This window comes from Phyllobacterium sophorae, from assembly GCF_003010965.1.
GTDB classification, from domain to species: Bacteria; Pseudomonadota; Alphaproteobacteria; order Rhizobiales; family Rhizobiaceae; genus Phyllobacterium; species Phyllobacterium sophorae.
In genome coordinates this window covers 119,769-145,924 of record NZ_PGGM01000008.1, presented here as the reverse complement: position 1 = coordinate 145,924, position 26,156 = coordinate 119,769, and the positions used below count along the sequence as shown (strand labels likewise).

The window sequence follows — 26,156 nt, the reverse complement described above, 5'->3', positions numbered from 1 at the left end:
AAGGGTGGCGTGAGGCAAAGCGTTATCCAACGATCAGCTCAGTCCATTTCTGGTTCAGCCAGTCGGCCTTGGTGGTATAGAGGTCGTAGCGTGGAATGATGGGCTCGATATCTGACGAGACTGCGGCAAATTCCTTGTCGTTCAGATCAAGCAACTCGCGCTTGACCGTCGGCGACGTGCCGACCTTGCGCGATAGCGTCGCCTGGATGGCAGGCTGGCTCATATAGTCGATGAAGATATGGGCCTCCTCGACCTTCTTCGATGCGCGAGACAGCGCCCAGCAACCCGAATCCTGCACACCGCCTTCTTTCGGGAAAGTCGAGCGAACCGGGTGACCTTCCGAAGCGGCGAGACCTGTGACGTCGTGATAGTACTGGCCCATCGGGATTTCACCGGACTTCAGCGACTGCTCGAACTGGGCTTCATCGCGATACCAAAGACGCACATTCGGCTTGACTTCGGCCAGCTTGTCGAAGGCTTTCAACAGGCCCTCTTCCGTGTCGAGAGCGTTGGTGCCGCCGAAGAAGGTCTTTGCGGTGATTTCCAGGAGAAAGGAATTGGAAACCAGGGCCAGCAGGCCGAGCTTGTCGGCATTGGCCTTGTCCCAGAAGGCCGCCCATGAGGTCGGTGCTTCCTTGTAGACATCAGTATTGGTCACCAGCGTGATGTACCACGAGACCGCCCCGATACCGGCCACGGCTCCATCCGGATACTTGTTGACGAAGCGATCGAGCAGGTTCTTCGCGTTGGGGATTTTCGCCATATCGAGCGGGGTCCACAGCTTGGTCGTCTGGCCCTTGAGCATGGCCACCTGTGACATCATCGAGATATCTGCGGGAGCGGCGCCCGCCTTGGAGGCCTGTTCAAGCTGCACCAGCCAGGCTTCGCCGGTCGGCTCGGCCACGGATTCAACCGCAATGCCTGTCGCCTTGGTGAATTCCGGGAAGATGTTCTTGTCGAAGGAATCCTTGAAGTAGCCGCCATAGACGCCCACCTTCAGGGACTTGTCCTGCGCCCGCAGGATACTGGGCATGGCCAGAACGGCAGCGGCCATGACACCGGTACCGAGCACCGCGCGGCGGCTGACGCTTTTTTTCAGAATATTGTCCATTCTCTTAATCTCCTTTTCAGGCCAGTTCTCTGGCCGATTCCCTCTTCTGTTTTTGTCTAATCTCATCCCGCAATTCAATGCTGGCGCGCGGTCCGAAGCTCCAATATCTTTGTATAGCGCGTCAGCGGGTAGCACAGAACAAAATAGATCAGAGCTACCAGCCCGTAGACTGTAAAAGGTGCAAAAGTTGCATTGTTGATGGCATTTGAAGTGCGGACCAATTCTTCGAATCCGATGATGGAGGTCAGCGCAGTGCTTTTGATCAGCTGCACCAGAAAGCCCACAGTGGGTGCGCGCGTGATGGCAAACGCCTGCGGCAGGATGATGAGCCGCAGCTGTGCGACATAGTGCAAACCGAGACTGCTCCCCGCGTCCCATTGTCCGTTTGGCAGGGATTGCACACCGCCGCGCCAGATTTCAGCAAGATAGGCGCTGGCGCAAAGTGTCAATCCAAGAACGGCAGCCGTCCACGCCTCGATGCGGAAACCCAACAGCGGCAGACCGAAAAACAGCAGGAACAGCTGCATCAGCAGCGGTGTCCCCTGAAAGAGGCCGATGTAATATTCGCCGGCGCGCCGCAGCCAGCGCCGCTTGGATATGCGCAGCAGCAGGATTGCCACGCCGGCAATCGCTCCGCCGGCAAAAGCGACAATGGAGAGCAGGATCGTCCAGCGGGCTGCCAGCAGGAGATTGCGCAGTATGTCCCAGAAGGTGAACTCGATCATGCCATGCCTCCGGCGATCGCGCGGCGCCCGGCCGCAAACAGCAACCGGCGCAGGCCAATGCTCATCGCGAGATAGACCAGCGTGACGATGAAATAGGTTTCGAAGGCACGGAAGGTCCGGGCCTGCAGCATGTCGGCCTCATATGTCAGTTCGCGCACCGCGATCTGCGAGACGACGGCTGACTCCAGCATCATGATGACGATCTGGCTGGTGAGAGCCGGAAAGATGACTTTCAGCGCCTGCGGCAGCACGATCTTGACGAACACCAGCCAGGGCTGCAGGCCCAATGCGGCGGCTGCTTCCTTCTGGCCTTTGGGCACGGCGTCAAGACCGGCGCCGACGATCTCCGTCGTGTAGGCGGCCATGTTCAGCGTCATGGCCAGCATGGCGGCTACGACAGGGTCGAGCCGTATTCCGAGCCGGGGCAGGCCGAAGAAAATGAAGAACAGCTGCACCAGAAAGGGTGTATTGCGAATGAGCTCGACATAAGCGCCGACGGCTTTTTGCAGGATCGGGTAGCGGCTGCGCCGGGCAGTCGCTCCAAAAATGCTCAGGATCGTGCCAATGACGGAGGTCACGACGATCAGGAAGATCGTCATGGCCGCGCCACTGGCGATCATCCCGAGTGCGCCATTCAACCAGCCAAAGTCGAGCGCGTAGCCCACCGCCTAATCCTTGAGGTTCTCGGGATTGAGCGGTGTCTTCAGCCAGGCTTGCGAGCTCTTGTTCAGGCTTCCGTCAGTCAGCATCTTGGCAACGGTATCGTTGATGGCCTGCTTGAGACGATCCTCTTTCTTGTTGAGCGCAATGTGGGATGGCGATGTCAAGAGCTGGAACTTCTGTTCGGGAGCAAGCGCCTCCTGTCGGGCAAGAACCTGTGCTCCGACATCATTGCCGACAACCATCAGCTGTGTTTGCCCGGAAATGAAGGCCTGGATCACCGAGTTGTAGTTGTCGAAGCGCTTGACGTCGGCAGAGGCGGGAACCACCGCGGTTAGCGACGTATCCTCCAGCGTGCCGCGATTGACGGCGATGCTCTTGCCGGCAAGGTCGTCCTTGCCCTTCACCTCAAGCGCCTTTGGGCCAATGACCGCAATATAGTAAGGTGCGTAGGCCGCCGCAAAATCGATGACCTGTTCGCGTTCCTTGCTGTAGCCGACGCTCATCAGCAGGTCGACGCGGTGTTCCGTCAGGTAGGGAATGCGGTTCTGGCCGGTCACCGCGACAGGATTGAGCTTGACCTTCAGCGCATCAGCGAGAGCTTGTGCTACATCCATGTCGTAGCCCTTCAGCGTCATGTCCGCACTGGCTGAAGAGAAAGGCGGGAAATCAGAAAAAACGCCGACATTAAGCACGCCCGCCTTGGTGATGTCGTCGATCGCATCGGCCTGGGCCGCATTCGTGGCAATGCCGATGCTCGCGCCGCTGAGCAGCAGCAAGGCTGCAAAAGATGATCGCAGTGTCTTGTAGATTGTCATTTTATTCCCCTTCATTGTTATTTGATCGATGAGGACAATCCGGCTGTTACGCCATTAAAAGCCTCATCATTCGCTGGCTTTGCAGTTGCATGGACATCATCCCTTACCCTGAACAAACGGGCTGAACACCATCAGGCTGAGAATCTCGAACAGAACCTGCGCGCCGGCATGGGCAGTGTTCGTCGTCGCGTCATATTGCGGTGCGACTTCGACCACGTCGCCGCCGACGAGATTGATACCCTTGAGGCCGCGGATGAGCTCCAGCACTTCACGTGTCGTCAGGCCGCCGACTTCCGGCGTGCCGGTACCTGGCGCAAAACTTGGATCGAGGCTGTCAACGTCAAAAGAAAGATAGGTTGGGCCGTCGCCGACGATGGCTCGCGCCTTTTCGATAATGGCGGGAATGCCAAGACCAGTCACTTCTTCCGCGTGGATCACGGTCATTCCCGATTCGTAGGAGAATTCCCACAAATATTCCGCAGAGCCGCGAATGCCGATCTGGATCGTGCGGCTCGGGTCGAGCACGCCGTCGAGAACCGCGTTGCGGAAAGGACCGCCATGATGGAATTTCGTCTGGTCGAATGCGCCGCCCGTGTCGCAATGCGCATCGATGTGAATCATGCCGACAGGACGCTGCTTGCCGACGGCCTTCATGATCGGATGCGTGATCGAATGGTCGCCGCCGACCGAAAGGGGGACCACGCCGGCATCGACGATCTGATTGATGCGGCGCTCGATATCGTCATGGCTCTGCTCCAGCCGGTAGCGGCTGGCGAAGGGCACATCACCAATATCGGCAACGCGCAGGTCGAATACCGGGGCGCATTGGAGAACATGATTGTAGGGGCCAATGCGCTCAATGGTGCGCAGTGCCCGCGGACCGAAACGCGAGCCGGTGCGGTTGGTAACGCCAAGGTCCATCGGCACACCGATCATGGCGACCTGAAGATTACCGAAATCCGGATTGGTGGCATCGACGGGCATGTGGGGCGCAGTCAGGAAGGTCGGAACGCCGGCATAGGGGGCAAGGCGTGTACCGCTCTTGGAAAAGATCTTGTCTGCAACCTTGCGGAATGTCGGGTCGAACAATTCACCGCCATGGCTCTCGCCATACTTGGCGCGCAACTCGCTCAGCTTCTTTTCGTCCCATGATGCCATGACGGTATCCCATTGTCTTCATGCGCGGGGGTAGGAGCGGATTGAAATGCGAAGAATGCCAGATAATCCGTCGCCGTCTGTTCCCCGGGCATTTTGCCTCGTTGGCAGCATTATCATTGCAAATCAGATAGAAAAGCAATTGACATTGTTATAGCCTCCATTGTGAGAAAATCTCACATGACTTTATCGCGTTTGACCGCTAATGGAGTCCTATGACGCCAGGCCGCTTGCCCCCGCTGAACCCCTTGCGCGCCTTCGAGGCGACGGCACGCCATGGCTCCGTGACGGCCGCTGCGCGTGAACTCAATGTCACGCATGGCGCGATCAGCCATCAGATCAAGGCATTGGAGGCAATCCTTGATGTCCAGCTGTTCGAACGTGGCGCGCAGCGCCTGAAGCTCACCCCGCAGGGGGCATTGCTTCTTCCGACCGTTTCGAGGGCATTCGAGGACATTGCAAGCACGACGGCGCTGATCAAACGCCCGACGACGAGTGGCGAGCTGACCGTCACCTGCGTACCGGCACTTCTGTCGCTCTGGCTCATCCCGCGCATGAACCAGTTTACCGAGCAATATCCGGATATCCGCCTGACGCTGATCGCCGCAAACGAGCCCGACCATCTGCGCTCGGCGGATGTCGATGTCTGTGTGCTGTACGGGCATGGCAATTGGACCGATTGCTGGATACGGCTTTGGACCACGCTGAAACTTTTTCCTGTCGCCAGTCCGACTCTGCTCAACATGCGGCCGTTACGGTCCGTGCGCGACTTGCGCAACCATGTTCTCCTGCATGGTGATGATGGACGCGAGTGGAACACCTGGCTGGCCGCGGCCGACGCGACCGAGCATGCCCGCGGGGCCCAGCATTTCATGAGCGATGCTCGCCTCTCCACCGAGGCTGCCCTTTACGGCCAGGGCGTTGCGCTCGGCGATACGATCACGGCAAGCAACCTTATTGCCAAAGGCGAACTGATCGTGCCGTTCGATCTCACGGTACCCGCGAACAATGCCTTCTATGTCGCCTGCCGCAACGAGGTGCGCAACGCGCCCATCGTCAAGGTTTTCATCGACTGGCTCTTTGCCTCGCTGGAAGCCGATACGATCACCGAGCCGCAAACGTCGGCACGCCGGATCATCCGCCGCCGCAACGGCAAGGTGAGCGCACCGGAGCGCCTCGCGGCACCACCCTCCATTCCGACGACACGCCCAAGACGCCCCGATCGTTCGCACAAGCGCCGGGCCAAGATTGATATCCGATAGGACTTTTGCCCATGACCGCTGCACTGCTCAATTCACTTGTCACCCGTCTGTCGCCGCCGCCGATACCGGCGGTGCAGGCCTGGGGGAAAACCTATGGCGGCGACCATGGCCCGCTCATTGACCTGTCACAGGCGGTACCCGGCTATCCACCGCATGCCGATATGCTGCAATGGCTGGGCGAGGCGGCTTCATCGCTGGCCTATACCAATTACGGGCCGATCGAGGGCGAGACGCCGCTACGCGATGCCTACGCGGCGCATGTCTCGGACCTGTACGGGACGAAGATTGGCGCTGGCAATATCCACATCACTTCCGGCTGCAACCAGGCCTTTATCTGCGCGGCCATGGCGGTGGCGGCAGCGGGTGATACCGTGCTGATGAGCGATCCGTTCTATTTCAATCACGAAACCACACTGGCGATGCTCGGAATCAAGACCGGCTTTGTCGCCTGCGATGCCGACAATGGCTTTGTGCCAACAGCCGATGCGGTTGAACGCGCGATGACACCCGGGGTGCGGGCGCTTGCACTGGTAACCCCGAACAACCCGACGGGAGCCATCTATCCGCCGGAGCAGTTGAAGGCGATCTTCGACGTGTGCAAGGCGCATGGCCTATGGCTCATCCTCGACGAAACGTACCGCGATTTCCTGCCGGAGGGTTCTGGCGCCCCGCATGGCCTGTTGCATGAAGAGCATTGGCACGACAATCTCATCCAGCTCTACAGTTTCTCCAAATCCTTTTGCATACCGGGACACCGGCTTGGCGCCGTGACGGCCGGCGAAAAGGTCGTCGAAGAAATCGCCAAGATCATGGATAATCTGCAGATCTGCGCACCCCGGGCGGCGCAGGGCGCAGTCGCCCGGGCTTTGCCGGCGCTCGTTGAATGGCGGGCCGCCAACCGGCACGAGATTGACATGCGTGCCGATGCACTGCGCGAAGTGATGACGGATCTTGCCGGCTGGAAGCTTGAGGCGATCGGCGCCTATTTCGCCTTTATCCGCCATCCATTTGCAGACCGGTCGTCAACGGAAGTGGCCGAACAACTGGCCAAGCGGGCAGGAATTCTTGCCATACCCGGCGAGTACTTTGGCGTGCGCCATACTCAGTTCCTGCGTTTTGCCTTTGCCAACGCTGATGCGACAACGATCCGGCAACTGCGCGAGCGTATGGTCGAATTCCGCTTGTAGGATCAGCTGCCGCAATCCATCGTGCCGGGGTGGGCCCGCCGCACCACGCACGATGATTTTGCCGCACGATGTAGATCAGTAACCGAGCGCCTCCCCTGAGCCGGAACGGCTGTCGATAGCGCCGTTATAGCGTGCGCCGTCGCCTTTCTCGATTTCAGTCAAGCTTTTTCCGCCAACCAGGATACCCGCTGCCTGGCCCCAGATCGTCCAGCTCTTGTCGATCTCGACGTCGTGGCCCATTTCGGTGAGGATTTTGCGCGTATCAGCGGAAAGGGCATAGGGCTCCATATAGACCTTGTCCGGGAGCCACTGATGGTGGATGCGCGGGGCGTCGATGGCTTCCTGGATATTCATGCCGTGATCGATGACATTGATGATCGCTTCAAGCGTAATTGTGATGATGCGGGCACCGCCGGGGCTGCCGATGACCATGAACGGCTTGCCATCCTTGGAGATGATTGTCGGGCTCATGGATGACAGCGGCGTCTTTTTCGGCTCGATGGCGTTGGCTTCACCCTGGACAAGCCCGTAGAGGTTGGGAACACCCGGCTTGGCGGTGAAATCATCCATCTCGTTGTTGAGCAGGATGCCGGTTCCCGGCGCGACGACACCCGCACCGAATGAACCGTTCAGCGTATAGGTGACGGCCACCGCATTGCCTTCATCGTCGACGATGGAGTAATGCGTGGTTTCTTTGCTCTCGCCAAAACCCTTCGGCATCAATTGCTGCGACTCGCCTGCCTTGAACGGGCTGATCTTCTCACGAATATCCTTCGCATATTGTTTGTCGAGCAGTTTCGTCACCGGGTTGTCGACAAAATCAGGATCGCCGAGCGAAGCATTGCGATCGACATAGGCATAACGCATTGCTTCGACCATGGCGTGGACCGTTTCGGCCGAACCATAGCCGAGATAACCGAGCGGGTAACCTTCGAGAATGTTCAGAATCTCGCAGATAATCACGCCGCCGGAGCTTGGAGGCGGTGAGGATACAATGTCATAGCCGCGATAATTGCACTTCACGGGCTCAAGTTCGCGTACGGAATATTGTTCGAAATCGCCCTTGGCAAGAATGCCGCCGCCTGCCTGGCTGGCCTTGACGATGGCATCGGCGGTCGCGCCTTTATAAAATGCTTCCGGACCTTGCTCGGAAATAGCCGATAGGGTTGCTGCCAGATCGGATTGGACCAGCGTCTCGCCAATCGCATAGGTCTTGCCGTCCGGCTTCAGGAAGATCTCGGCGGCAGCCCTGTCCTTGGCGAGTTTCTTTGCACCGCCCTGAAGCGAGGTGACATCGCCCTGGTTGAGCACGAAGCCATCCCGGGCAAAGCGAATTGCCGGCCCCATCAGCTCTTCGCGCGGCCTGGTGCCGTATTTCGTCCTGGCGGTTTCAAAGCCGAGAACGGAACCGGGCACGCCGACTGCCAGATAGCCATCGGTGCTGAGGCCTTTGACCATGTTGCCTTTATCGTCGAGATACATTGTCTTGGTCGAGCCGAGCGGCGCGCGCTCGCGGAAATCGAGGAAGGTCGTCTTGCCGTCTTTCAAGCGAATGGTCATGAAGCCACCACCGCCAATATTGCCAGCCGTCGGGTAGACGACGGCCAGCGCATAGCCAACGGCCACGGCGGCATCGACCGCGTTGCCACCGTTTTTTAGAACATCGACACCGACTTGCGACGCAAGATGCTGGGCAGTGACGACCATGCCGTGGTCGGCCTCGACCGGTTCCGGTGAGGCTGCAAACACGGAGGCAGCCGGTGCAAGGCCGACACTCAGTGCAACGGCGAAAGCACAAGCTTTCATAGAGCGATAATCCATGGTCGTTCCTCCAAAAAAGGATTGAATGGGCTACTGGAACCTGTCCGGCACGCCATGTCCAGCAAAAGTGACGGCGCAGTCCGGATACGGCGGTATCTGGCCTTACTCAGGCGTCCTGGTCAAGCTCGGGATAGTGACGGAAGATGCCTGATTCATTGAAATCGAGCCGGCGTTCGGAGGTGAGATATTTTTCTATGTTGGGGCGCTGCTCAATGGCATCATGCAAGGCGACAAGTGCCGGATAGCGTTTGCCAATATCTTTGGTGGCCCGCGGAAAAGCGTAGCGCAACCCTTCGACAATCTGAAACAGCGAGAGATCTACGTAGGTCAGCCCGCGGCCGACCGTATGCTTGTTGCCTTGCGGATTTTGCGCCAGTACCCGCTCGAAATGGCCCATGAACTTTGGAATGCGATGCGTAATGAAATCTGCCGCGCGCTGCTTTGCCGCTTCCTTCTGATCTTCGTAATAAAGGTTTGTTGAAAGAGGATGATGCGTGTCGTGAACCTCGGCAACAAAGTCGGTGATGGTCAGTTGCAGGCCATTGGCAATAAAGCGCAAAGGCTCGTTCTTAGGTGCAAGTCCAAGTTTCGGACCAAGATAGAACAAAATGTTGGCGACGTGCGATACGATGAGATCGCCATCCTTCAGGAAAGGCGGCGCAAAAGGTATGTGAGGCTCGGTCCTGCTTTTGAGCAGCTTCATCATCGCTGCCATGCCGTCCGGCCGGCGTGCGACATCGATATAGTCTGCTGCGGCTTCTTCAAGCGCAAGCCGGACAAATTCGCCGCGGCCTTGAATTCCATCCCAATAATAAAGTTCGAAGGACATGGGTATCTCCCGGTTTCAGTGTTCCCGCAGCCAAGCACGGAATTGTGGCAGCACTCGCCTTATGAAGGAGAAGGCCGCGTCATTTCAAGTGCTCCCCTGCGAGGCAGAAAGGGATGATTGTAGCCGGCTTATTAAGCACTTCTACGCAGCTGTGCATTGTCACAATACTTTCGCATTAGATCGATCAAAGTTTCACATAGCCACCCTAGACATAGTCCCGATCGAGGCGGCCAGGGTTCTGCTGGAACTGCCCGCAAATTGCTGCCACTCATTGGAACGGGGACTTGAGATGAAAACACATGCTGTCAAATTCAGTTTGACCGTCGCTGCCTTGGCCGTTGGCCTTGGTGCCACGCCTGCGCTTGCAGATAAGACCAAATTCGAATTCTGGTACGGGCTGAGCGGTGATCTTGGCGAGCGCGTCGAGGATGCATGCAAGAAGTTCAACGACTCGCAGGCGGACTATGAAATCGTTTGCACCAGTCAGAACGGCTATCCCGAGACGGTGCAGAATTCAATCGCTGCCTACCGTGCAAAGAAGCATCCGGCCATCGCACAGATATTCGACGGCGGCACGCTCGACCTGATGTTATCGGGCGCTTTTGTTCCGGCCAAGAAGCTGATGGAGGACAATGGCTACAAGATCGACTGGACCAACTATTTCGGCGGCATCGCCAACTATTATGCAACGTCGAAGGGCGAACTCTATTCGTTTCCGTTCAATTCATCGACTGCCATGTTCTATTACAATGTCGATGCCTTCACCAAGGCGGGTATCGAAGGCGCCCCGCAGACATGGGAAGATGTTGAAGCTGCTGCCCGCAAGTTGAAGGCTGCAGGATATTCCTGTCCACTCGGCTTCAGCTTCGACACTTGGGCAACGGTTGAGCAATTTTCTGCAATCCATAACCAGCCAATTGCGACGAAGAGCAATGGTTATGACGGGCTCGACGCCGAACTCGTCATCAACAAGACCAAGCTCGTCGATCACCTGACCTTCTTCAAGAAGATGACCGATGAAGGGTTGTTTGTCGTCAAGACCAAGCAGCTCGGCATGGATGTCGTTCCGGCATTCACCTCCGAGACATGCCAGATGATCCAGTCGTCGATCGCCGATCACGGCACAATCGGCAAGACCATCAAGCCGGGCACCAGGTGGGATGTCACCATGCTTCCGGTCTGGAAGGGCACCGAGCGCCAGAATTCGCTGGTCGGCGGCGCGTCGCTCTGGGTTCTGAACAATCGTCCGCAAGCCGAGTACAAGGGCGCTGCTGCCTTCCTCAACTTCATTGCCCAGCCGGATATGGTTCAATGGTGGTCGACGGTGACCGGCTATATCCCGGTTACAAAGACGGGTTTCGAAGCCATGAAGGCCAACGGCTTTTATGACAAGCCAGAATACAAGGGTCGCGACAAGGCCATTGCCAGCCTGACATTCACGCCGACTTCGGCCAACACACGCGGTATTCGCCTTGGCGGTTTCCCGCAAATCCGCAAGGAAATCTCCGATGCCATGGAAGGGATCTTCTTTGGCAAGATGACCGTACAGGCCGGCCTCGACCAGGCCGTCGAACGCGGCAACGCCATTCTTCGCCGCTTCGAAAAGACCTATGCCGGGCGCGCGTTGAACTGATCAACGTTCTCGTCAATGGTCCTGAGCCTAGCGCATCCGGGCCATTGCCATTCTTGCATCCGATCAAGACGCCAGGCGGACGATCTCATGAACAAGCGCGCTGTCTTCAAAAGCTGGTGGTTGCCGATCCTTTTTGCGTTTCCGCAACTCCTGCTGATTTTGTTTTTCTTCTATTGGCCGGCAACGTCGGTGCTCACCTGGGCCTTTTCGCTGGAGCCGGCATTTGGCGGGGTAGGCGAGCGGTTGTTCGTTGGCTGGGACAATTTCCGCGACGTCTTTGCCGACACCGAATATTGGCAGTCGGTTTCTCTCAGCCTGTTTTTTGCCTTCAGCGCCACGGCCCTTTCGATGTTTGTCGCTTTTGTGCTTGCCATTTGCGTTGACCGCCAGCTGAAAGGGTCGGGTCTGTTCCGCTTCTTTTATATCTGGCCCTATGCGATTGCCGCCCCGGCCGTTGGACTTGCTTTCCGGTTCATCTTCGCTCCCGAGAGCGGTCTGATCGCTGTGGTCAACACCTGGTCACCTGATCTGTGGAATCCGGCCAAATTCGGCAGCCACGCAATGGTCCTGGTAATCATCTGTTTTGCGTGGAAATGGATCGGTTACAATTTCATCTTCATGACGGCGGGTCTTCAGTCGATTCCCCGCAGCCTGATCGAAGCCTCGTCGATGGACGGATCGGGCCCGGTCCGCAGGGCGCTCGATTTGCAGATCCCGCTGCTTGCGCCGACTTTGTTCTTCCTGCTGGTTCTCAACCTGACCGAAAGCTTCGTTGGGCCCGATACCTACGGCATTGTCGACCTGACGACCGAAGGCGGACCGAACAAAGCCACCAATGTCATGGTCTATCGCATCGTCAGCGAAGCATTTCGCGGCCTGAACTATTCGGGTGCGGCGGCGCAGAGCCTTATTCTCATCGCCCTGATCATGGTCTTCACCTTCATCCAGTTCCGCTACGTCGAGCGGCGTGTGCATTACAAGTAGGAATCAGCGATGATTGAACGCACTCCCGTCCTCAACGCCGTGACGTACTTCATCATGTGTCTCGGCCTGCTTGTCATTCTCGGCCCGTTCTGGATGATTTTCGCGGCATCGACGCAATCATTGGCACAGGTCAACGCCGTTCCGTTCAATTTCACGCCGGGTGCGGATTTCCTGCACAATCTTCAAGAGGCCTGGCACAGGGCCAATCTTGGCCCTGCTTTGCTCAACAGCCTCATCACGTCGCTGCTGGTCATGACGGGCAAAATCGTGCTTGCAGCGCTGAGCGCCTTTGCAATCGTCTATTTCCGCAGTCCGCTGCGCCATGTGTTCTTCTGGATGGTGTTCCTGACCTTGATGCTGCCGCTCGAAGTGCGGGTGATCCCCACTTATAATATTGCAGCCGATGTTTTCGAACCGGTGCGCTGGCTGATCCAGACGCTCACCGGTATTGAATTGTCGTTGCAGTGGAACTTGCTGAACTCCTATTCCGGTCTGGTTCTGCCTCTTATCGCGACAGCGACAGGCACGTTCCTCTACCGGCAGTTCTACATGACCCTGCCCGATGAACTGGCGGAGGCGGCAAAGATGGATGGAGCGCGGCCCCTGCGCTTCTTCATCGATATCCTCCTGCCGCTATCGCGCACCAATATGCTGGCGCTGGCAACGATCATGTTTGTCTATGCGTGGAACCAGTATCTCTGGCCAAAGCTGATGACGACGGAAGTCGATTACCAGACCGCGATGGTGGCGATGCGAACCCTCGTCCCTTCGGTGAACAGCCTGCCGGAATGGAATATCTCCATGGCCGGTGCCCTCATCATCATGGCACCACCGCTCATCGTCGTCGCTGTTCTGCAGCGCTGGTTTATACGCGGTCTTGTCTCGGCAGAGAAATAAAGGAAAAAACCATGGCTGAAATCAGTATCAAGGACGTTTGCAAATCATACGGCCGAACGCAAATCCTGCATGGTGTCGATCTCAATTTCAGAGCCGGAGAATTCGTCGTCATTCTTGGCCCATCGGGTTGCGGCAAGTCGACCCTGCTGCGCATGATCGCCGGGCTTGAGGAAATCACTGGCGGGGAAATCTCGATTGATGGCGTGGTTGTCAACGAGCTTGAGCCACGCGATCGCGGCTGCTCGATGGTTTTCCAGAACTACGCGCTTTACCCGCATATGAACGTGGCGGCGAATATCGGCTATGCGCTGAAGGTAGCGGGTGTTCCGCGCGCCGAGCGCACCCGTCGCATCGTCGAAACCGCCCGTATCGTCGGGCTCGAGGAACTGCTGGACCGCAAGCCGGCCGAGCTTTCCGGTGGCCAACGCCAGCGCGTCGCCATGGGCCGCGCCATCATTCGCGAACCCAAGGTCTTCCTATTCGACGAGCCGCTCTCCAACCTCGATGCCAAGCTGCGCGTGCAGATGCGCGTGGAAATCCGCCGTCTCCACAAGCGGCTGTCGGCCACCTCGGTCTTCGTGACCCACGACCAGGTCGAGGCGATGACACTGGCCGACAAGCTGATCGTGATGAACAAGGGCAATGTCGAGCAGGTCGGCACGCCTCTGGAAATCTACCAACGGCCGCGGACCCGTTTTGTCGGCTCGTTCATCGGCTCCCCGGCCATGAACTTTTTCGACAGCACCGTCGCGCCGGGCGGCGATTTCGTGCTGCTTGACGGCATTCGGTTGGCGATCGACCCGGCGCTCGGCGGCGACAATGCAGGCAGTGCCGTTTCTGCCGGTATCCGGCCCGAGCATTGCCGGCTGGTTGCGGCGGGAACTGCAAGCAGCGTGCCGGCGACTGTCGATTTTGTCGAAGAGCTGGGTTCGGGCCGCATCGTTCACGTCGAGATCGACGGGCGGGACTTTGCTGTCGCCATGGATGAGGGGCAACTCGTCGAAGCGGGAACAACGGTCGGCCTGCAGCTGCCTGCCGCGCATATTCACCTTTTCTCGCTGCAAACCGGCCTGCGCCTTGATGACGTGCCCGCAGTAAAGCGTACAATCAAAACAACCGTGGCGGCCTGACCCGCTTGAAAGGATCGATCATGAACTCAGCCTCTACTATTACTTCCGTCGGTTTCTGTACCCATACGGGCGGCGGCAATTTCGATACGCTCCAAGCCTCGCTGCGCACGATCAGCGATCTCGGCGCGACCGCTGCCGAACTGTCACTTTATGGCGAAGAACTGATTGCCGGCGGCCGCATTGTTCCCGGTCGTGCGGAGCGCCTGGTCGAGATTACCCGCCAGTTCGACCTGCGCTACAGCGTGCACGGACAGATCGTTTCCAACTTCATGGACCGCGAACATCTCGACCTGCAGAAGACCGTCGTTCGCGCCATGCTCGAACTTTGCAATCGTGCCGAGGCTGGCATTCTCGTTCATCATGGCGGCCAGGCGAAGATGCCGGCGCTGACACGCATTGGCGAGCTTGACCAGATGGAGCGCGATGCGCTGGCCGAAATGGCCGAGATCGCCAAGGGATATGGCGTGCGTATCGCGCTTGAAAACATCTTTGCGCTGAGCGATGCGGAATACCGTCAGACGCCGGAAAAGGTCGGCGAGACGGTCAAGGCTGTCAACAGCCCCAATCTCTGCGGCCTGATCGACTTCAGCCATGCTTATATCGAATGTACGCGCCTCGGCCTCAACTGGCGCGAGCAGATCCGGGCGATGGCGCCGGTTTCCGGACATCTGCATGTGCATGACAGCTTCGGTCGTCCCTACAGCATGACGAAGTTCTATCACCCGGCCGAAGCGACGGCGCTCGGTATCGGCGATCTGCATCTGCCAATTGGATGGGGCGACATTCCCTGGCAAGAGATCTTTTCCGAACTCACCTTCCTGCCGGATACCATGCTGATTATGGAGATCACGGGAGAGCGATTTGCCAGCGAACAGGCCGACAGTCTTGCTCGCGCGCTGAAGCTTGTGGACCTGGTCAATAGCCGCCGGCTTGCAGCATGATGTTGTTGGGCGTGGCCGTTTGCGCGGGCCACGCCTGACCGCTCACCGGATTGTAAAGGGCTCAAACGCGGCATAGGCCGCCTCCGGTACATTCACGTTCAGCAGTTCCATGTTTCGGGTCAGGCTGGACGGCTTGGCTGTGCCGATCAGGACATTGGCGACAACCGGTTCACGCAACGGAAACTGCATGGCCGCAGCGGCAAGCGGCATCGAATTGGCTTGCGCGATCTGCTGCATGGCCCGTACGCGCTCGAGAATATCGTCCGAGGCCGGGCCGTAATCGAAATTGGCACCAGGAACCGGTCCGGTTGCGAGGATACCGGAATTGAACACGCCGCCGATCACCAGTGAAATCTGTTGCTCGCGGCACGCCTCGAGCAGCCCGCGCTCAGCCGAGCGATCCAGCAATGAATAGCGCCCGGCGAGGAGGATGCAGTCGATCGGACTTCTCGCAATTACATCGAGGCAGACTTCGACCTCGTTGACACCAAGACCGTAGGCAGAGATCGCGCCAGTGGATTTCAATTCGTCGAGCGCCTTCATGCCACTGTCGAGCAACTGACGCAAATAGAGCGCATTCTTCTCGTTCCCGTGCGTGTGGGTGCCAATATCGTGGACGTAGAGAATGTCGATCTGGTTCAAACCGAGCCGGGCGTAGCTGAACTCGAACGATCGCATGATGCCGTCATAGCTGTAATCGTAGTCGACGGTGAAGGGCAGCGGATTGACATAGGAATGGTCGGGTACCTGATCGTCAGGGACGGCCCGCAACAGGCGGCCAACTTTGGTCGACAGAACATAGGTCTCACGCGGCTTGCTGCGCAGAAAATCGCCGGTGCGCCGTTCGGACAGGCCGAAGCCGTAAAACGGCGCGGTGTCGAAATAGCGTAAGCCGGCATCCCAGGCTGTTTGCAGCGTATCCATGGCTGCTTCGCGGGTGCACTCGCGATAGAGCCCGCCGATGGCTGCTCCGCCAAACCCGAATTGCGTCACGGCGAGCGGCGTCTTGCCTATTTTGCGGATATCCAATGTGCTTCTCCCAGCAGTTCATTATGGTGCGGCGACCGCCGATCGAGGTTCGGCTTGGTACACGGCAATATCACTTCTTGCGCATCGCGTCCGCAAGAGCCGCCCCGAAGGCGCCTTGCGCAACCGGTTGTGGCTTCGGCGCCGGCGTGTGCGTACGAGGCCGCTGAATGCTGTCGTCAGCTCTCGGGGCCCTTGGCTGCTGCGGGCCGCCGCCATCCTTGCGCATGGTCAAACCGATGCGATTGCGCTTCACATCGACATCGACGACCCGCACCTTCACCACATCGCCGGCCTTGACCACTTCGTGCGCATCCTTGACGAACCGATCGGCCAGTTGCGAAAGGTGCACGAGGCCGTCCTGATGCACGCCGATATCGACAAAGGCACCAAAGGCCGCGACGTTTGTCACTGTTCCCTCCAGAAGCATTCCTGGCTTCAAATCCTTGATGTTGTCGATGCCATCGGCAAAGGATGCCGTCCTGAATTCAGGCCGCGGATCGCGGCCGGGCTTTTCCAGCTCGGCAATGATATCGCGCACCGTCGGTAACCCGAAACGTTCATCCACGAAGACGCGGGGATCGAGTGCCTTCAAAGCGCTATTGTCATTCATCAGCGAGCGCACATCGCGGCCGCAGGCGCTGACGATCTTCTTGGCAACACCATAAGCTTCCGGGTGAACGGCCGAAGCATCCAGTGGCTCGGTGCCGTCCGCAATGCGCAGGAACCCGGCGCATTGTTCAAAGGCCCGTGGTCCGAGCCGGGCAACCTTCAGCAGATCGCGCCGGGTCCTGAATGGCCCGACATCGTCGCGATAGGCGATGATCGCTTCGGCGAGCGAGCTGCCCAGACCCGAAATGCGGGCGAGCAGCGATGCCGATGCGGTGTTGAGATCGACACCGACGGCGTTCACTGCGTCTTCGACCACACCCTCCAGCGAGCGGGCGAGGCGGTACTGATCGACATCATGCTGGTACTGGCCAACGCCGATGGATTTTGGCTCGATCTTGACCAGTTCCGCCAATGGGTCCTGCAGGCGGCGGGCGATGGAAACTGCCCCGCGCAGCGAGACATCGAGCCCGGGAAATTCGGCTGCAGCAGTCGCCGATGCGGAATAGACCGAGGCTCCCGCTTCGCTCACGATGACTTTCAACGGTTTGGGCGATGGCAAGTCGGACAGCATGTCGGCGACGAGGCGTTCCGTCTCGCGGCTACCGGTGCCATTGCCGATGGCGATCAGCTCGATCTTGTGGTTGACGATGAGCTTTGCCAATTCCGCTTGTGCCCCGCGCACATCATTGCGCGGCGGGAAAGGATAGACCGTTGCCGTATCAAGCAGCTTGCCGGTGCCATCGATGACCGCAACTTTCACACCGGTGCGGATACCCGGATCGAGACCCATGGTCGCGCGCGAGCCGGCAGGCGCCGCCAGCAGCAGATCCTTCAGGTTGCGGGCAAAGACATGGATCGCCTCTTCCTCGGCGCGTTCGCGCAGGGCGGTCATGAGATCGATGGAGAGATTGAGCGACAGGCGGATACGCCATGTCCAGCGCACGACCTCCATCAGCCAGCTGTCGGCCGCACCACCCTTGGCCGGGATCGAATAGGCGTCAGCGATCATGCGCTCGACCGGTTTGATGGCGGCGGTGTCTTCCGCATCGACCTCGAGGTCGAGCGACAATACCTCCTCGTTGCGGCCGCGGAGCATGGCCAGCGCACGGTGGCTTGGTACGATTGCCCAGCGTTCGAAGTGATTGAAGTAATCTGAGAACTTTGCGCCGGCTTCCTCTTTTCCCGTCACAACCTTGGCGCGCAGGACGGCGCGATCCTTCATGTAGTTGCGCAGGCGGCCGACTAGATCGGCATTTTCCGAGAAGGCCTCGACGAGAATGTCCCGGGCGCCGTCAAGCGCAGCCTTCACATCGGGGACTTCGTCCGTGAGGAAGTTCGTTGCCAATTCGGAAGGAATGGTGCGCCGGTCGGAGAGAATTGTTTCTGCCAGCGGACCAAGACCGCGTTCGCGGGCAATTTCCGCTTTGGTCCGCCGCTTGGGCTTGAAGGGCAGGTAAATGTCCTCGAGCTCTGCCTTGGTGACGGCCCCGGCGATCTTGCCTTCCAGCTCGTCGGTGAGCTTACCCTGGCTGCGGATCGACTCGATGATCGTGTCGCGGCGCGCATCAAGTTCGCGCAGATAGATGAGGCGCTCGTCAAGCGTGCGGAGCTGCGTGTCATCCAGCCCGCCGGTCACTTCCTTGCGGTAGCGCGCAATGAAAGGCACGGTTGCGCCGCCATCGAGCAGTTCGATCGCCGCATTGGCCTGTTCTGGTCGCGCATTGATTTCGCCAGCGATGAGGCGTGCGATGCGGGCAGTTTTTGTAACGGTCACTGGCATTTCCATAAATCACAATCGGGCGGCCAACATAGTGGCGCCCGACCATGATCGCAATCGCCCGGGAGCGATGACTCAGTTCTTTTTCAACAGCGATTTGGCTTCCTTGATGCCGAGCGCTTGCGGCCGTGTGCAAGTTGTCTTGATGTCGATAAACTTCTTTTCCTCGCCGGAGCGCAGGATGGAGACCATGACATCGACGCCGTGCAATGCCCGCTCGAGCGAGCAGCGGATGTCGCGTCCCTGCAGGATGGCGGCCGCCATGTCGGCAAGACCGGCCGTGCGGTAGTTGGCCATCATGCCGGCCGAGTGTTTCTGGTTGGGCGTGCCAAACGGATGTGCCCAGGCTTTCACCGGCCTGGCCTTCTTGCCCGGCTTTGCCAGTTTGACCTCGCCGCCGAAGAAATTCGGATCGGGAAGAAACAGTGAACCGTCCGTGCCGTACAGCTCCATATTGGGATGATGATGGGCCCAGACGTCCCAGCTTGCCGACAGGGTGACCGAAGCACCGCTTTCGAATTCAAGCAGCGCCTGAATGGTTGTCGGTGTTGTCACCTTGATGATTTCGCCCTTGCGCGGTTCGCTGGAGATAGTGCGGGTCGGTTTGGCCATGGATGTCAGCGCTGCCACCCGCCTGATGGGGCCGATGAGGTTGATCAGATTGGCAATGTAGTACGGACCAAGATCGAGGATGGGCCCGCCGCCCGGGCGGAAAAAGAAATCCGGGTTGGGATGCCAGTGCTCCATGCCATGGCTCATCACATGCGCCGTGCCGGAGGTGATCGTGCCAACCTGACCGTCATCGACCAGCTTGCGCGCCAGCTGGTGGGCGCCGCCGAGATAGGTGTCGGGTGCGCACCCCGCTTTCAAGGCTTTCTTCGCTGCGAGTTTCTGCAATTCCAGACCGTCCTTCAGCGACAGTGTCAGCGGCTTTTCCGAATAAAGATGCTTGCCGGCGGACAGGATTTGCTTCGACACATCGAAATGCGCGTCCGGCACGGTCAGGTTGACGACCAGATCGATGTCTTCGCTCGACAAAAGGCCATCGATGCTGCGCGCTTCAATGCCATATTCGGATGCACGCCCAGTTGCCGCTGCCTTGTTGATGTCGGCAACGGCACGGATTTCAATTCCCCTGAACAGCGGGGCAAGTCTTAGATACGTCGTGGAGATATTGCCGGCACCGACGATGCCGACCCCAAGTGTTTTAGCCATGTCAGTGTCTTTCTTCACAATGTCTTGACGGTGGCGATGGAACGGCGGGCGAACCGTTCATCATCCGACGGATTGTCGTGTTCCATGATGAAATAGCGGGCCGGTGTATCTTTCAGGACCGTCATCAGGGCTTTCCAGTCGACGCTTCCATAGCCGACATCGGCCCAGCCGTCCTCATTGGTGTTTTGACCGGGAGAAGCGATGTCCTTGACGTGCACCGCGCTGATGCGTGACCCGTAATTCTCGATCCATTCGAATGGATCGCCGCCGCCGCGAATGATCCAGGCGATGTCCGCTTCCCAGGATATGCTCGGGGCGGCATCGAAGATCAGCTTTTGCGGGATCGAACCATCAGCAAGTGCCTTGAACTCAAAGTCGTGATTGTGCCAGCCGAAAATATATCCGGCCTTGCTGTAAGTGGCGTGTGCCGCTTCCAGCCGCTCACCGAACGCCGACCAGCCGGCGGCATCAGAGGGACGAAGATCGACCGCCAGGTGTGGGCAGTATATCGCCTTCATGCCGAGTGTCTGTGCGAGATCGAGAACTTTCTGTTGGTCATTTTCCAGAAGGTCGATGCTGAAATGACCTGTCGGCATGGTCAGACCATTGGCATCGAGCGCACTTCTTGTTGCTTTCGCGTCGGCATAAACACCGCCATAACCCTCAACCTGCCTGTAACCGTTGCGCTGCAACATTTCGAGCGTCTGGTGAAGCGGCGGGAAGTTGCGGGAGCTGTAGAGCTGGTAGGAAAGGTCGGTCACTTTATTTCTCCGTGATGCTTGGGAAATTTAGATGCGGTTTTCGGTCGCGACGTCGAAAAGCGAGGCCATCGCGGGATTGAAGATCAGGAACACTTTTTCGCCTGGCTGGTAGCGCCTGCCGGAATCGACCCGAACCGAGATGGCCTTTCCGGCGACTTTCAGCCAGACCAGACTGTCCGCACCCATGGGTTCATCCAGATCGACCACGGCCTCGCACGAGCGGCCGGCGGGGCCAGGCACATCACTGATGGTGATGTGTTCTGGACGGAAGCCCAAGATGACGCAATGGCCAGGCGCCAGGGATTGCTGGGTCTCGTAGCCAGCCAGCGATATGGTCAGATCGCCGGCCCTGAAGACCGGTGAGCCGTTCGTCCCGGTGATCTCGCCTTTGATGAAGTTCATCGCCGGGGAGCCGATGAAGCTGGCGACGAAAAGATTGCGCGGCCTGTTATAGATCGTCAGCGGCTCGTCGAGCTGCTGGATCAGCCCGCCCTTCATCACCGCGATTCGATCGGCAAGCGTGAGGGCCTCGATCTGGTCGTGCGTTACATAGATCATGGTATTGGCCAGCTGCTGGTGCAACCGCTTGATCTCCACCCGCAGTTCCGAGCGCAGCTTGGCGTCGAGATTGGACAACGGTTCGTCGAACAGGAAGACGTCGACGTCGCGGACCAGTGCGCGGCCGATGGCGACGCGCTGTCGCTGGCCGCCGGAAAGCTGGCCCGGCCTGCGGTCCAGCAGCGGCTCGATCTGCAAGATGTTGGCCGCGCGCTCGATGCGCCGCGCGATCTCGTCTCGCGGCACGCCGGCATTCTTAAGCCCGAAGGTCAGGTTGCCGCGCACGCTCATTTGCGGATAGAGCGCATAGGACTGAAACACCATGCCGATGCCGCGGTCCTTTGGCTCCTCCCAGGTGACGTTCTTGCCCTTGATGAAGATCTGCCCATCCGTAATATCGAGCAGGCCCGCAATGCAGTTCAGCAAGGTCGACTTGCCGCAACCCGACGGCCCGAGCAACACCAGGAACTCACCATCGCCGACGTCGAGATTGAGGTCCTTCAGCACCGACACGGCACCGAATTCGAGGCTGAGATCCTTGATCGATACACTTGTCATCGTCAGCCTTTCACCGCGCCGGCGGCGATGCCGCGCACGAACAGCCGCCCGGAGACGAAGTAGACGATTAGCGGCACCAGGCCGGTGAGGATGGTTGCGGCCATGTTGACGTTGTACTCCTTCACGCCCTGCACTGAATTGACGATGTTGTTAAGCTGTACGGTCATTGGATAGGTGTCGGGCCGCGTGTAGACGACGCCGAACAGGAAGTCGTTCCAGATGCCTGTCGTCTGGAGGATGATCGCCACGACGAAGATCGGCAGAGACATGGGCAGCATGATCTTGAGGTAGATTGCCCAGAACCCGGCGCCATCCACGCGTGCGGCCTTGAACAATTCCTCAGGCACCGCGGCGAAATAATTGCGAAAGAGCAGCGTCATGATCGGCATGCCGAAGATCGCATGCACCAGCACCAGCCCTGACAAAGAGCCATAAATGCCGATTTCGCGCAACAGGATGACGATCGGATAGATCATTACCTGATAGGGAATGAAGGCGCCCACGATGAGGACCGTGAAGAAGATATCGGCCCCCTTGAAACGCCAATTGGCGAGCGCATAGCCATTCACCGAAGCGATCGCGATCGACAGGATTACCGAGGGAACAGTGATACGCACCGAGTTCCAGAAACCGCGCGACAGCCCATCGCAATTCAGGCCCGTGCAGGCGCTCGACCACGCCTTCACCCATGGTTCGAACGTAATCTCCATCGGGGGCGAGAAAATGTTGCCAAGCCTGACCTCGGGCATGCCCTTCAGCGAGGTCACGACCATCACATAGAGCGGTATGAGATAGTACACGGCAACCAGAATCAGCGTGCCGTAGATGAAGATGTTGCGCCGGCTGAATGCATGGCGCGGGCGCGCGCCACGCGGCTCAATCGCGGTCTGCGGGCCGGATATTTCGGCAACGTCAGCCATGCCGGCGCCTCCCGAATTCGAGATAGGCCCAGGGCACCACGACGACGGCGACCGACAGCAGCATCATCGTCGAGGCGGCGAACCCCTGGCCGAGGTTCTGCGCGTGGAACATATAGTCGTAGACATATTTCGCCGGAACTTCCGACGCGATGCCCGGGCCGCCGCCGGTCTGCGCCACCACGAGGTCATAGACCCGCACGATGCCCGAGGCGATGATGACCAGCGTGGTGATGAATACGGGCCGCATCATCGGGATAACGATGAAGAGATAGGTCTTCCATGTAGGAATCCCGTCGACGCGCGATGCTTTCCAGATGTCTTCGTCGATCCCGCGCAGGCCGGCAAGCATCAGGCACATGATCAGCCCCGTGCCTTGCCACAGTGCCGCGATGAGGATGCCAAAGATGACGATATCGGCATCGTAGAGCGGGTTGAATTCGAAGTTCGTCCAGCCCAGGCTGCGAACCACCGATTGAACGCCGAAATCGGGGTTGAGAATCCACTGCCAGACCAATCCAGTGACCACGAAGGACAGCGCGAAAGGGTAGAGGAAGATCGTGCGGAACGTGTCCTCGAAGCGGATTTTCTGATCGAGAAGCGCGGCCAGCAGGAACCCTATGACGAACTGGAAAATCAGCGACAGTGCGCCATAGATGAAGAGGTTTTCGACCGCGACGTTCCAGCGGGGTGCCGCCCACAGCCGCTCGTACTGCTCGGCGCCGACGAAGCTGAAGCGCGGCAGCAGCTTGGAACTGGTGAAGGAATAAAGCACCGTCCAGAGGCTGCCCCCGGCAAATACGAAGGTCGCCGTGAGCATCATCGGCACAGCGGCAATCTTCGCGTTGAGGTTGCGCAAGAGACGGATGGGACGCTTTTGCTGGGGCATTTGGAACCGGTCGCTGGTGCTGCAAGGTGAGGGAAGGCGAACCGGCCCCGCAGGGCCGGCCAAAAATCGCCTTCGTTCAGTCGGCCGTGGCGACGATCTTGGCGAAGCGCTCTTGCGCGTCCTCGGTCGTCATTGCGGTGGCGAAGAATTCGGAGAACAGGTCCTCGAACTGTTTCTGCGTGTCCTGCGACACCAGCTGATCGGTCCAGGAGACGATGTCGCCTTTGCCGAGGATATCGATCCCCTTCTTCATGCAGTCGTTGGCCGCATTGAGATCGACGTCGCCACGCACCGGCACCGAGCCCTTCTTCAGGTTGAACGCCACTTGCGTCTTGGGATCGAGCAAGGTCGAGGCCAGCACTTCCTGTGCTTTCGCCTTCGCCTCGTCCTTCTGCAGCGGGAAGTAAAAGGCGTCGCCGCCTGTCGCAAGCGTCGGGTTTATGCCGAGGCCGGGCAGGCAGGTATAGTCAGTGCCGGCAACCTTGCCAGCAAGCTGGAACTCACCCTGCGCCCAATCGCCCATGATCTGGCCGCCGGCCTTGCCATTGATGACCATGGCGGTCGCCTGGTTCCACTCCTGCACATTGGCGCTCTTTGACAGGCGACGCGCGTCGTCGGCGGCCTTGAACACCTTGGCGACCTCCGGTCCTGCCGCGACCGTATCATCCTTGTCGCCATAGACTTTCTGAAAGAGGTCCTTGCCTCCGATCGCGAGCATCAGCACGGCAAATGTGTTATTGACCTGCCAGGCTTGCCCGCCCTGGGCGAAGGGCACAATGCCGGCCTTCTCAAGCGCCGGCGCGGCTGCAACGAATTCATCCCAGTTCTTGGGGATCGGTACGCCAGCCGTCTCGAACGCCTTGTTGGAAAGCCACAGCCACTGCCAGGAATGAATGTTGACCGGTACGCAATAGATCTTTCCGTCGAGCGTGCAGCTGTCGAGCAGGCTTTTCGGCCGTATGACCTCCGTCCACTTCTCCTTGGTGGCAAGGTCGGTCAGGTCGCGCATCAGTCCTGCCTGGACCAGTTCCTCGGCCTGACGGCCGTGATTGAATTGCGTGGCGCCCATGGGATCGCCGCCGGTGATGCGGCTGATCATGATGGGTCGCGCCGTGCTGCCTGAACCGGCAATGGCGCCATCGACCCAATGATTGCCGGTCGCGTCGAAGGCCTTGGCGAACTCGGCGACCGCTGCCGCCTCACCGCCCGAGGTCCACCAATGCGTAACTTCAAGTTCGGTTGCCGGGGCGGGGCCGGCAGTGGCGAGAAAAGTGGACGTGGCCAACACGGCAAGAGCTGAACAGTAACGCATCGTATCCTCCCAAATCTGAAACGTTACAGGTAGGCTAGTGCAAACGTCACGCGGATGCAATTGCCCGACGTGAAATTTTTACGCATTACGGGCCCCGATGCGTTCGTAACCAGTGATAGTCTTGGTTTTTCAGTAGATTAGCCCGCATTCTAGTTTGATTTTTATTGATGGAAGGATCAGTTTCAAGGCCCTGCCCGTTCCCCATGGTTGCATGTGGCGCGGTTTTGCAGGGAAAAGTTCTGTACATTTCGTTCAAATTTTGAAACGATACAAAGTGGCATTTTGCTTCGAGTGACTTTGGACGACCGGTTGATTATGAAGAACAAGACAGGCAATCAGATACTGCGGGACGCTGCCATTGCGCCTGCCGAGGCCGAGCGGCCGACATTGAAGACGATTGCCTTTATGGCCGGTCTTGGTGTCACCACCGTTTCCCGCGCGCTAAAAGATGCGCCGGAGATCGGGCAGGCGACCAAGAATCGCGTTCAGCTCATCGCCAAACAGATTGGCTACCGGCCCAATCGCGCGGGCGTGCGCCTGCGCACCGGCAAGACCAATGTCATCAGCCTGGTCCTGAATGCACAATCCTCGATCATGGGCCTGACGTCCAACATGGTTTATGGCATTTCCGAAGTGCTGTCGCAGACACCCTACCATCTGACGGTCACGCCCTATTCGCTGGAAAACGATCCGATGCAGCCGATCCGCTACATCGTCGAAACCGGCTCGGCGGACGGAATCATCATGTCACGCACCGAACCCGATGATCCGCGCGTTCGTTATCTCACCGAACATGGAATTCCATTTGCAACGCACGGCCGCACCGAAATGGGCATCGAGCATCCGTACCATGACTTCGATAACGAGGCCTTTGCCTATCTCTCCGTAAAGAGCCTGCTGGCAAAAGGACGGCGCAAGATCGCCATGCTTGCCGGACCTTCGCCTGCCGTCACCTACTACCGCCATCTTGATCGCGGTTTTTCGCGCGCCATTGAGGAGGGGAGCGCCGCGGCCGTCGCGTTTTCCGGCGTCGATGTCGATACGTCGCTTGGCCGCATTCGCGACCGGATGGAGGAGATCATGTCCGGATCGAACCGTCCTGATGGCATTGTGTGTTGCAGCGGCGGTGCGGCTATCGCTCTTGTCGCCGGAATCGAGGCGGCTGGATTGAAGATCGGCGAGGATGTCGATCTTGTCTCCAAGCAATCGACCGACGTTTTGCAGTGGTTTCGTCCGCAAATCATCGTGTTCAACGAAGATGTCCGCCATGCCGGGCGTGAATTGGCGCGCGCCGTGCTGCGGCGCATTGCCGGTGTCGATGCGCGGGAATTGCAAAGCTTAAGCTATCCAGACGAGCATGAACTGCGCTGAGGCAGGC

At 58.7% G+C, this 26,156-nt stretch carries 23 protein-coding genes; 8 read left to right on the top strand and 15 right to left on the bottom strand.

Annotated elements, in window-relative coordinates; translation table 11 throughout:
• Positions 1-22 precede the first annotated feature (22 nt).
• The 5 genes from CU103_RS17850 to speB form a co-directional block, all read right to left on the bottom strand.
• A complete protein-coding gene (locus CU103_RS17850) occupies positions 23-1,111 on the bottom strand; it encodes an ABC transporter substrate-binding protein (RefSeq protein ID WP_162739840.1) in 1,089 nt (362 codons plus the stop codon).
• A gap of 74 nt (positions 1,112-1,185) precedes the next feature.
• Complete coding sequence (locus CU103_RS17845; RefSeq protein WP_106665388.1) at positions 1,186-1,836, bottom strand: amino acid ABC transporter permease; 651 nt, start codon at positions 1,834-1,836, stop codon at positions 1,186-1,188.
• Positions 1,833-2,501: an amino acid ABC transporter permease gene (locus CU103_RS17840; RefSeq protein WP_162707123.1), complete on the bottom strand. Its 669-nt coding sequence runs from the start codon at positions 2,499-2,501 to the stop codon at positions 1,833-1,835. Before CU103_RS17840 ends, CU103_RS17845 begins: the two co-directional genes overlap by 4 nt.
• A 3-nt stretch (positions 2,502-2,504) precedes the next feature.
• Entirely contained in the window at positions 2,505-3,314 is an 810-nt protein-coding gene (locus CU103_RS17835) for a transporter substrate-binding domain-containing protein (protein ID WP_106665387.1), read from the bottom strand.
• 96 nt (positions 3,315-3,410) lie between these two features.
• Complete coding sequence (speB, locus tag CU103_RS17830; RefSeq protein ID WP_106665386.1) at positions 3,411-4,472, bottom strand: agmatinase; 1,062 nt, start codon at positions 4,470-4,472, stop codon at positions 3,411-3,413.
• A 212-nt stretch (positions 4,473-4,684) separates the two neighbouring features.
• Here speB and gcvA point away from each other — a divergent pair, with 212 nt between their 5' ends.
• Positions 4,685-5,731 (top strand): transcriptional regulator GcvA, encoded by a 1,047-nt coding sequence (gene gcvA, locus CU103_RS17825; RefSeq protein ID WP_106665385.1) that lies wholly within the window; start codon positions 4,685-4,687, stop codon positions 5,729-5,731.
• Positions 5,732-5,742: 11 nt separating this feature from the next.
• Positions 5,743-6,918: an aminotransferase gene (locus CU103_RS17820; protein ID WP_106665384.1), complete on the top strand. Its 1,176-nt coding sequence runs from the start codon at positions 5,743-5,745 to the stop codon at positions 6,916-6,918.
• Positions 6,919-6,993: 75 nt separating this feature from the next.
• Here the strand turns inward: CU103_RS17820 and ggt are convergent, their stop codons facing one another.
• Complete coding sequence (ggt, locus tag CU103_RS17815) at positions 6,994-8,724, bottom strand: gamma-glutamyltransferase (RefSeq protein WP_245448878.1); 1,731 nt, start codon at positions 8,722-8,724, stop codon at positions 6,994-6,996.
• Between the two features lie 121 nt (positions 8,725-8,845).
• A complete protein-coding gene (locus CU103_RS17810) occupies positions 8,846-9,568 on the bottom strand; it encodes a glutathione S-transferase (protein WP_106665382.1) in 723 nt (240 codons plus the stop codon).
• A 289-nt stretch (positions 9,569-9,857) separates the two neighbouring features.
• Between CU103_RS17810 and CU103_RS17805 the strand changes: the two genes are divergently transcribed.
• The 5 genes from CU103_RS17805 to CU103_RS17785 all read left to right on the top strand — a co-directional run bounded on the left by CU103_RS17805 (position 9,858) and on the right by CU103_RS17785 (position 15,153).
• Positions 9,858-11,201 (top strand): extracellular solute-binding protein, encoded by a 1,344-nt coding sequence (locus tag CU103_RS17805; protein WP_106665381.1) that lies wholly within the window; start codon positions 9,858-9,860, stop codon positions 11,199-11,201.
• Positions 11,202-11,288: 87 nt separating this feature from the next.
• Complete coding sequence (locus tag CU103_RS17800) at positions 11,289-12,185, top strand: carbohydrate ABC transporter permease (RefSeq protein ID WP_106665380.1); 897 nt, start codon at positions 11,289-11,291, stop codon at positions 12,183-12,185.
• A gap of 9 nt (positions 12,186-12,194) precedes the next feature.
• Positions 12,195-13,082, top strand: a complete 888-nt coding sequence (locus CU103_RS17795; protein ID WP_106665379.1) for an ABC transporter permease subunit — start codon at positions 12,195-12,197, stop codon at positions 13,080-13,082.
• 11 nt (positions 13,083-13,093) lie between these two features.
• Positions 13,094-14,212 carry a sn-glycerol-3-phosphate ABC transporter ATP-binding protein UgpC gene (gene ugpC, locus CU103_RS17790; protein ID WP_106665378.1) on the top strand — a complete coding sequence of 373 codons (1,119 nt, stop codon included), beginning with the start codon at positions 13,094-13,096 and terminating at the stop codon, positions 14,210-14,212.
• 20 nt (positions 14,213-14,232) lie between these two features.
• On the top strand, positions 14,233-15,153 hold the full coding sequence (locus tag CU103_RS17785) for a sugar phosphate isomerase/epimerase family protein (protein ID WP_106665377.1): 921 nt from the start codon (positions 14,233-14,235) through the stop codon (positions 15,151-15,153).
• A gap of 42 nt (positions 15,154-15,195) precedes the next feature.
• Here the strand turns inward: CU103_RS17785 and CU103_RS17780 are convergent, their stop codons facing one another.
• From CU103_RS17780 to CU103_RS17745, 8 genes are all read right to left on the bottom strand, one after another.
• Positions 15,196-16,182, bottom strand: coding sequence for an aldo/keto reductase (locus tag CU103_RS17780; RefSeq protein ID WP_106665376.1), 987 nt, complete (start codon positions 16,180-16,182; stop codon positions 15,196-15,198).
• Between the two features lie 70 nt (positions 16,183-16,252).
• Positions 16,253-18,571 carry a Tex family protein gene (locus tag CU103_RS17775; protein ID WP_106665502.1) on the bottom strand — a complete coding sequence of 773 codons (2,319 nt, stop codon included), beginning with the start codon at positions 18,569-18,571 and terminating at the stop codon, positions 16,253-16,255.
• Between the two features lie 72 nt (positions 18,572-18,643).
• On the bottom strand, positions 18,644-19,783 hold the full coding sequence (locus CU103_RS17770; RefSeq protein ID WP_106665375.1) for a Gfo/Idh/MocA family protein: 1,140 nt from the start codon (positions 19,781-19,783) through the stop codon (positions 18,644-18,646).
• Positions 19,784-19,797: 14 nt separating this feature from the next.
• Positions 19,798-20,544 (bottom strand): sugar phosphate isomerase/epimerase family protein, encoded by a 747-nt coding sequence (locus tag CU103_RS17765; protein WP_106665374.1) that lies wholly within the window; start codon positions 20,542-20,544, stop codon positions 19,798-19,800.
• A 27-nt stretch (positions 20,545-20,571) separates the two neighbouring features.
• Complete coding sequence (locus CU103_RS17760; protein ID WP_106665373.1) at positions 20,572-21,660, bottom strand: ABC transporter ATP-binding protein; 1,089 nt, start codon at positions 21,658-21,660, stop codon at positions 20,572-20,574.
• A gap of 2 nt (positions 21,661-21,662) precedes the next feature.
• On the bottom strand, positions 21,663-22,580 hold the full coding sequence (locus CU103_RS17755) for a carbohydrate ABC transporter permease (RefSeq protein ID WP_106665372.1): 918 nt from the start codon (positions 22,578-22,580) through the stop codon (positions 21,663-21,665).
• Positions 22,573-23,466, bottom strand: a complete 894-nt coding sequence (locus CU103_RS17750; protein ID WP_106665371.1) for a carbohydrate ABC transporter permease — start codon at positions 23,464-23,466, stop codon at positions 22,573-22,575. Before CU103_RS17750 ends, CU103_RS17755 begins: the two co-directional genes overlap by 8 nt.
• Before the next feature lie 76 nt (positions 23,467-23,542).
• Entirely contained in the window at positions 23,543-24,778 is a 1,236-nt protein-coding gene (locus CU103_RS17745) for an ABC transporter substrate-binding protein (protein ID WP_106665370.1), read from the bottom strand.
• Between the two features lie 315 nt (positions 24,779-25,093).
• On the opposite strand from CU103_RS17745, the gene CU103_RS17740 reads away from it, so the two are divergent.
• Positions 25,094-26,149: a LacI family transcriptional regulator gene (locus CU103_RS17740; RefSeq protein ID WP_106665501.1), complete on the top strand. Its 1,056-nt coding sequence runs from the start codon at positions 25,094-25,096 to the stop codon at positions 26,147-26,149.
• The last annotated feature ends 7 nt before the right edge of the window (positions 26,150-26,156 follow it).

What these genes read in the sequence shown, in the direction of transcription:
- CU103_RS17850 (WP_162739840.1), bottom strand. Translation starts at nt 1,111, where the DNA reads ATGGACAATATTCTGAAAAAAAGCGTCAGCCGCCGCGCGGTGCTCGGT.
- CU103_RS17845 (WP_106665388.1), bottom strand. Translation starts at nt 1,836, where the DNA reads ATGATCGAGTTCACCTTCTGGGACATACTGCGCAATCTCCTGCTGGCA.
- CU103_RS17835 (WP_106665387.1), bottom strand. Translation starts at nt 3,314, where the DNA reads ATGACAATCTACAAGACACTGCGATCATCTTTTGCAGCCTTGCTGCTG.
- speB (WP_106665386.1), bottom strand. Translation starts at nt 4,472, where the DNA reads ATGGCATCATGGGACGAAAAGAAGCTGAGCGAGTTGCGCGCCAAGTAT.
- gcvA (WP_106665385.1), top strand. Translation starts at nt 4,685, where the DNA reads ATGACGCCAGGCCGCTTGCCCCCGCTGAACCCCTTGCGCGCCTTCGAG.
- CU103_RS17820 (WP_106665384.1), top strand. Translation starts at nt 5,743, where the DNA reads ATGACCGCTGCACTGCTCAATTCACTTGTCACCCGTCTGTCGCCGCCG.
- ggt (WP_245448878.1), bottom strand. Translation starts at nt 8,724, where the DNA reads ATGAAAGCTTGTGCTTTCGCCGTTGCACTGAGTGTCGGCCTTGCACCG.
- CU103_RS17810 (WP_106665382.1), bottom strand. Translation starts at nt 9,568, where the DNA reads ATGTCCTTCGAACTTTATTATTGGGATGGAATTCAAGGCCGCGGCGAA.
- CU103_RS17805 (WP_106665381.1), top strand. Translation starts at nt 9,858, where the DNA reads ATGAAAACACATGCTGTCAAATTCAGTTTGACCGTCGCTGCCTTGGCC.
- CU103_RS17800 (WP_106665380.1), top strand. Translation starts at nt 11,289, where the DNA reads ATGAACAAGCGCGCTGTCTTCAAAAGCTGGTGGTTGCCGATCCTTTTT.
- CU103_RS17795 (WP_106665379.1), top strand. Translation starts at nt 12,195, where the DNA reads ATGATTGAACGCACTCCCGTCCTCAACGCCGTGACGTACTTCATCATG.
- ugpC (WP_106665378.1), top strand. Translation starts at nt 13,094, where the DNA reads ATGGCTGAAATCAGTATCAAGGACGTTTGCAAATCATACGGCCGAACG.
- CU103_RS17785 (WP_106665377.1), top strand. Translation starts at nt 14,233, where the DNA reads ATGAACTCAGCCTCTACTATTACTTCCGTCGGTTTCTGTACCCATACG.
- CU103_RS17775 (WP_106665502.1), bottom strand. Translation starts at nt 18,571, where the DNA reads ATGCCAGTGACCGTTACAAAAACTGCCCGCATCGCACGCCTCATCGCT.
- CU103_RS17770 (WP_106665375.1), bottom strand. Translation starts at nt 19,783, where the DNA reads ATGGCTAAAACACTTGGGGTCGGCATCGTCGGTGCCGGCAATATCTCC.
- CU103_RS17760 (WP_106665373.1), bottom strand. Translation starts at nt 21,660, where the DNA reads ATGACAAGTGTATCGATCAAGGATCTCAGCCTCGAATTCGGTGCCGTG.
- CU103_RS17755 (WP_106665372.1), bottom strand. Translation starts at nt 22,580, where the DNA reads ATGGCTGACGTTGCCGAAATATCCGGCCCGCAGACCGCGATTGAGCCG.
- CU103_RS17750 (WP_106665371.1), bottom strand. Translation starts at nt 23,466, where the DNA reads ATGCCCCAGCAAAAGCGTCCCATCCGTCTCTTGCGCAACCTCAACGCG.
- CU103_RS17745 (WP_106665370.1), bottom strand. Translation starts at nt 24,778, where the DNA reads ATGCGTTACTGTTCAGCTCTTGCCGTGTTGGCCACGTCCACTTTTCTC.
- CU103_RS17740 (WP_106665501.1), top strand. Translation starts at nt 25,094, where the DNA reads ATGAAGAACAAGACAGGCAATCAGATACTGCGGGACGCTGCCATTGCG.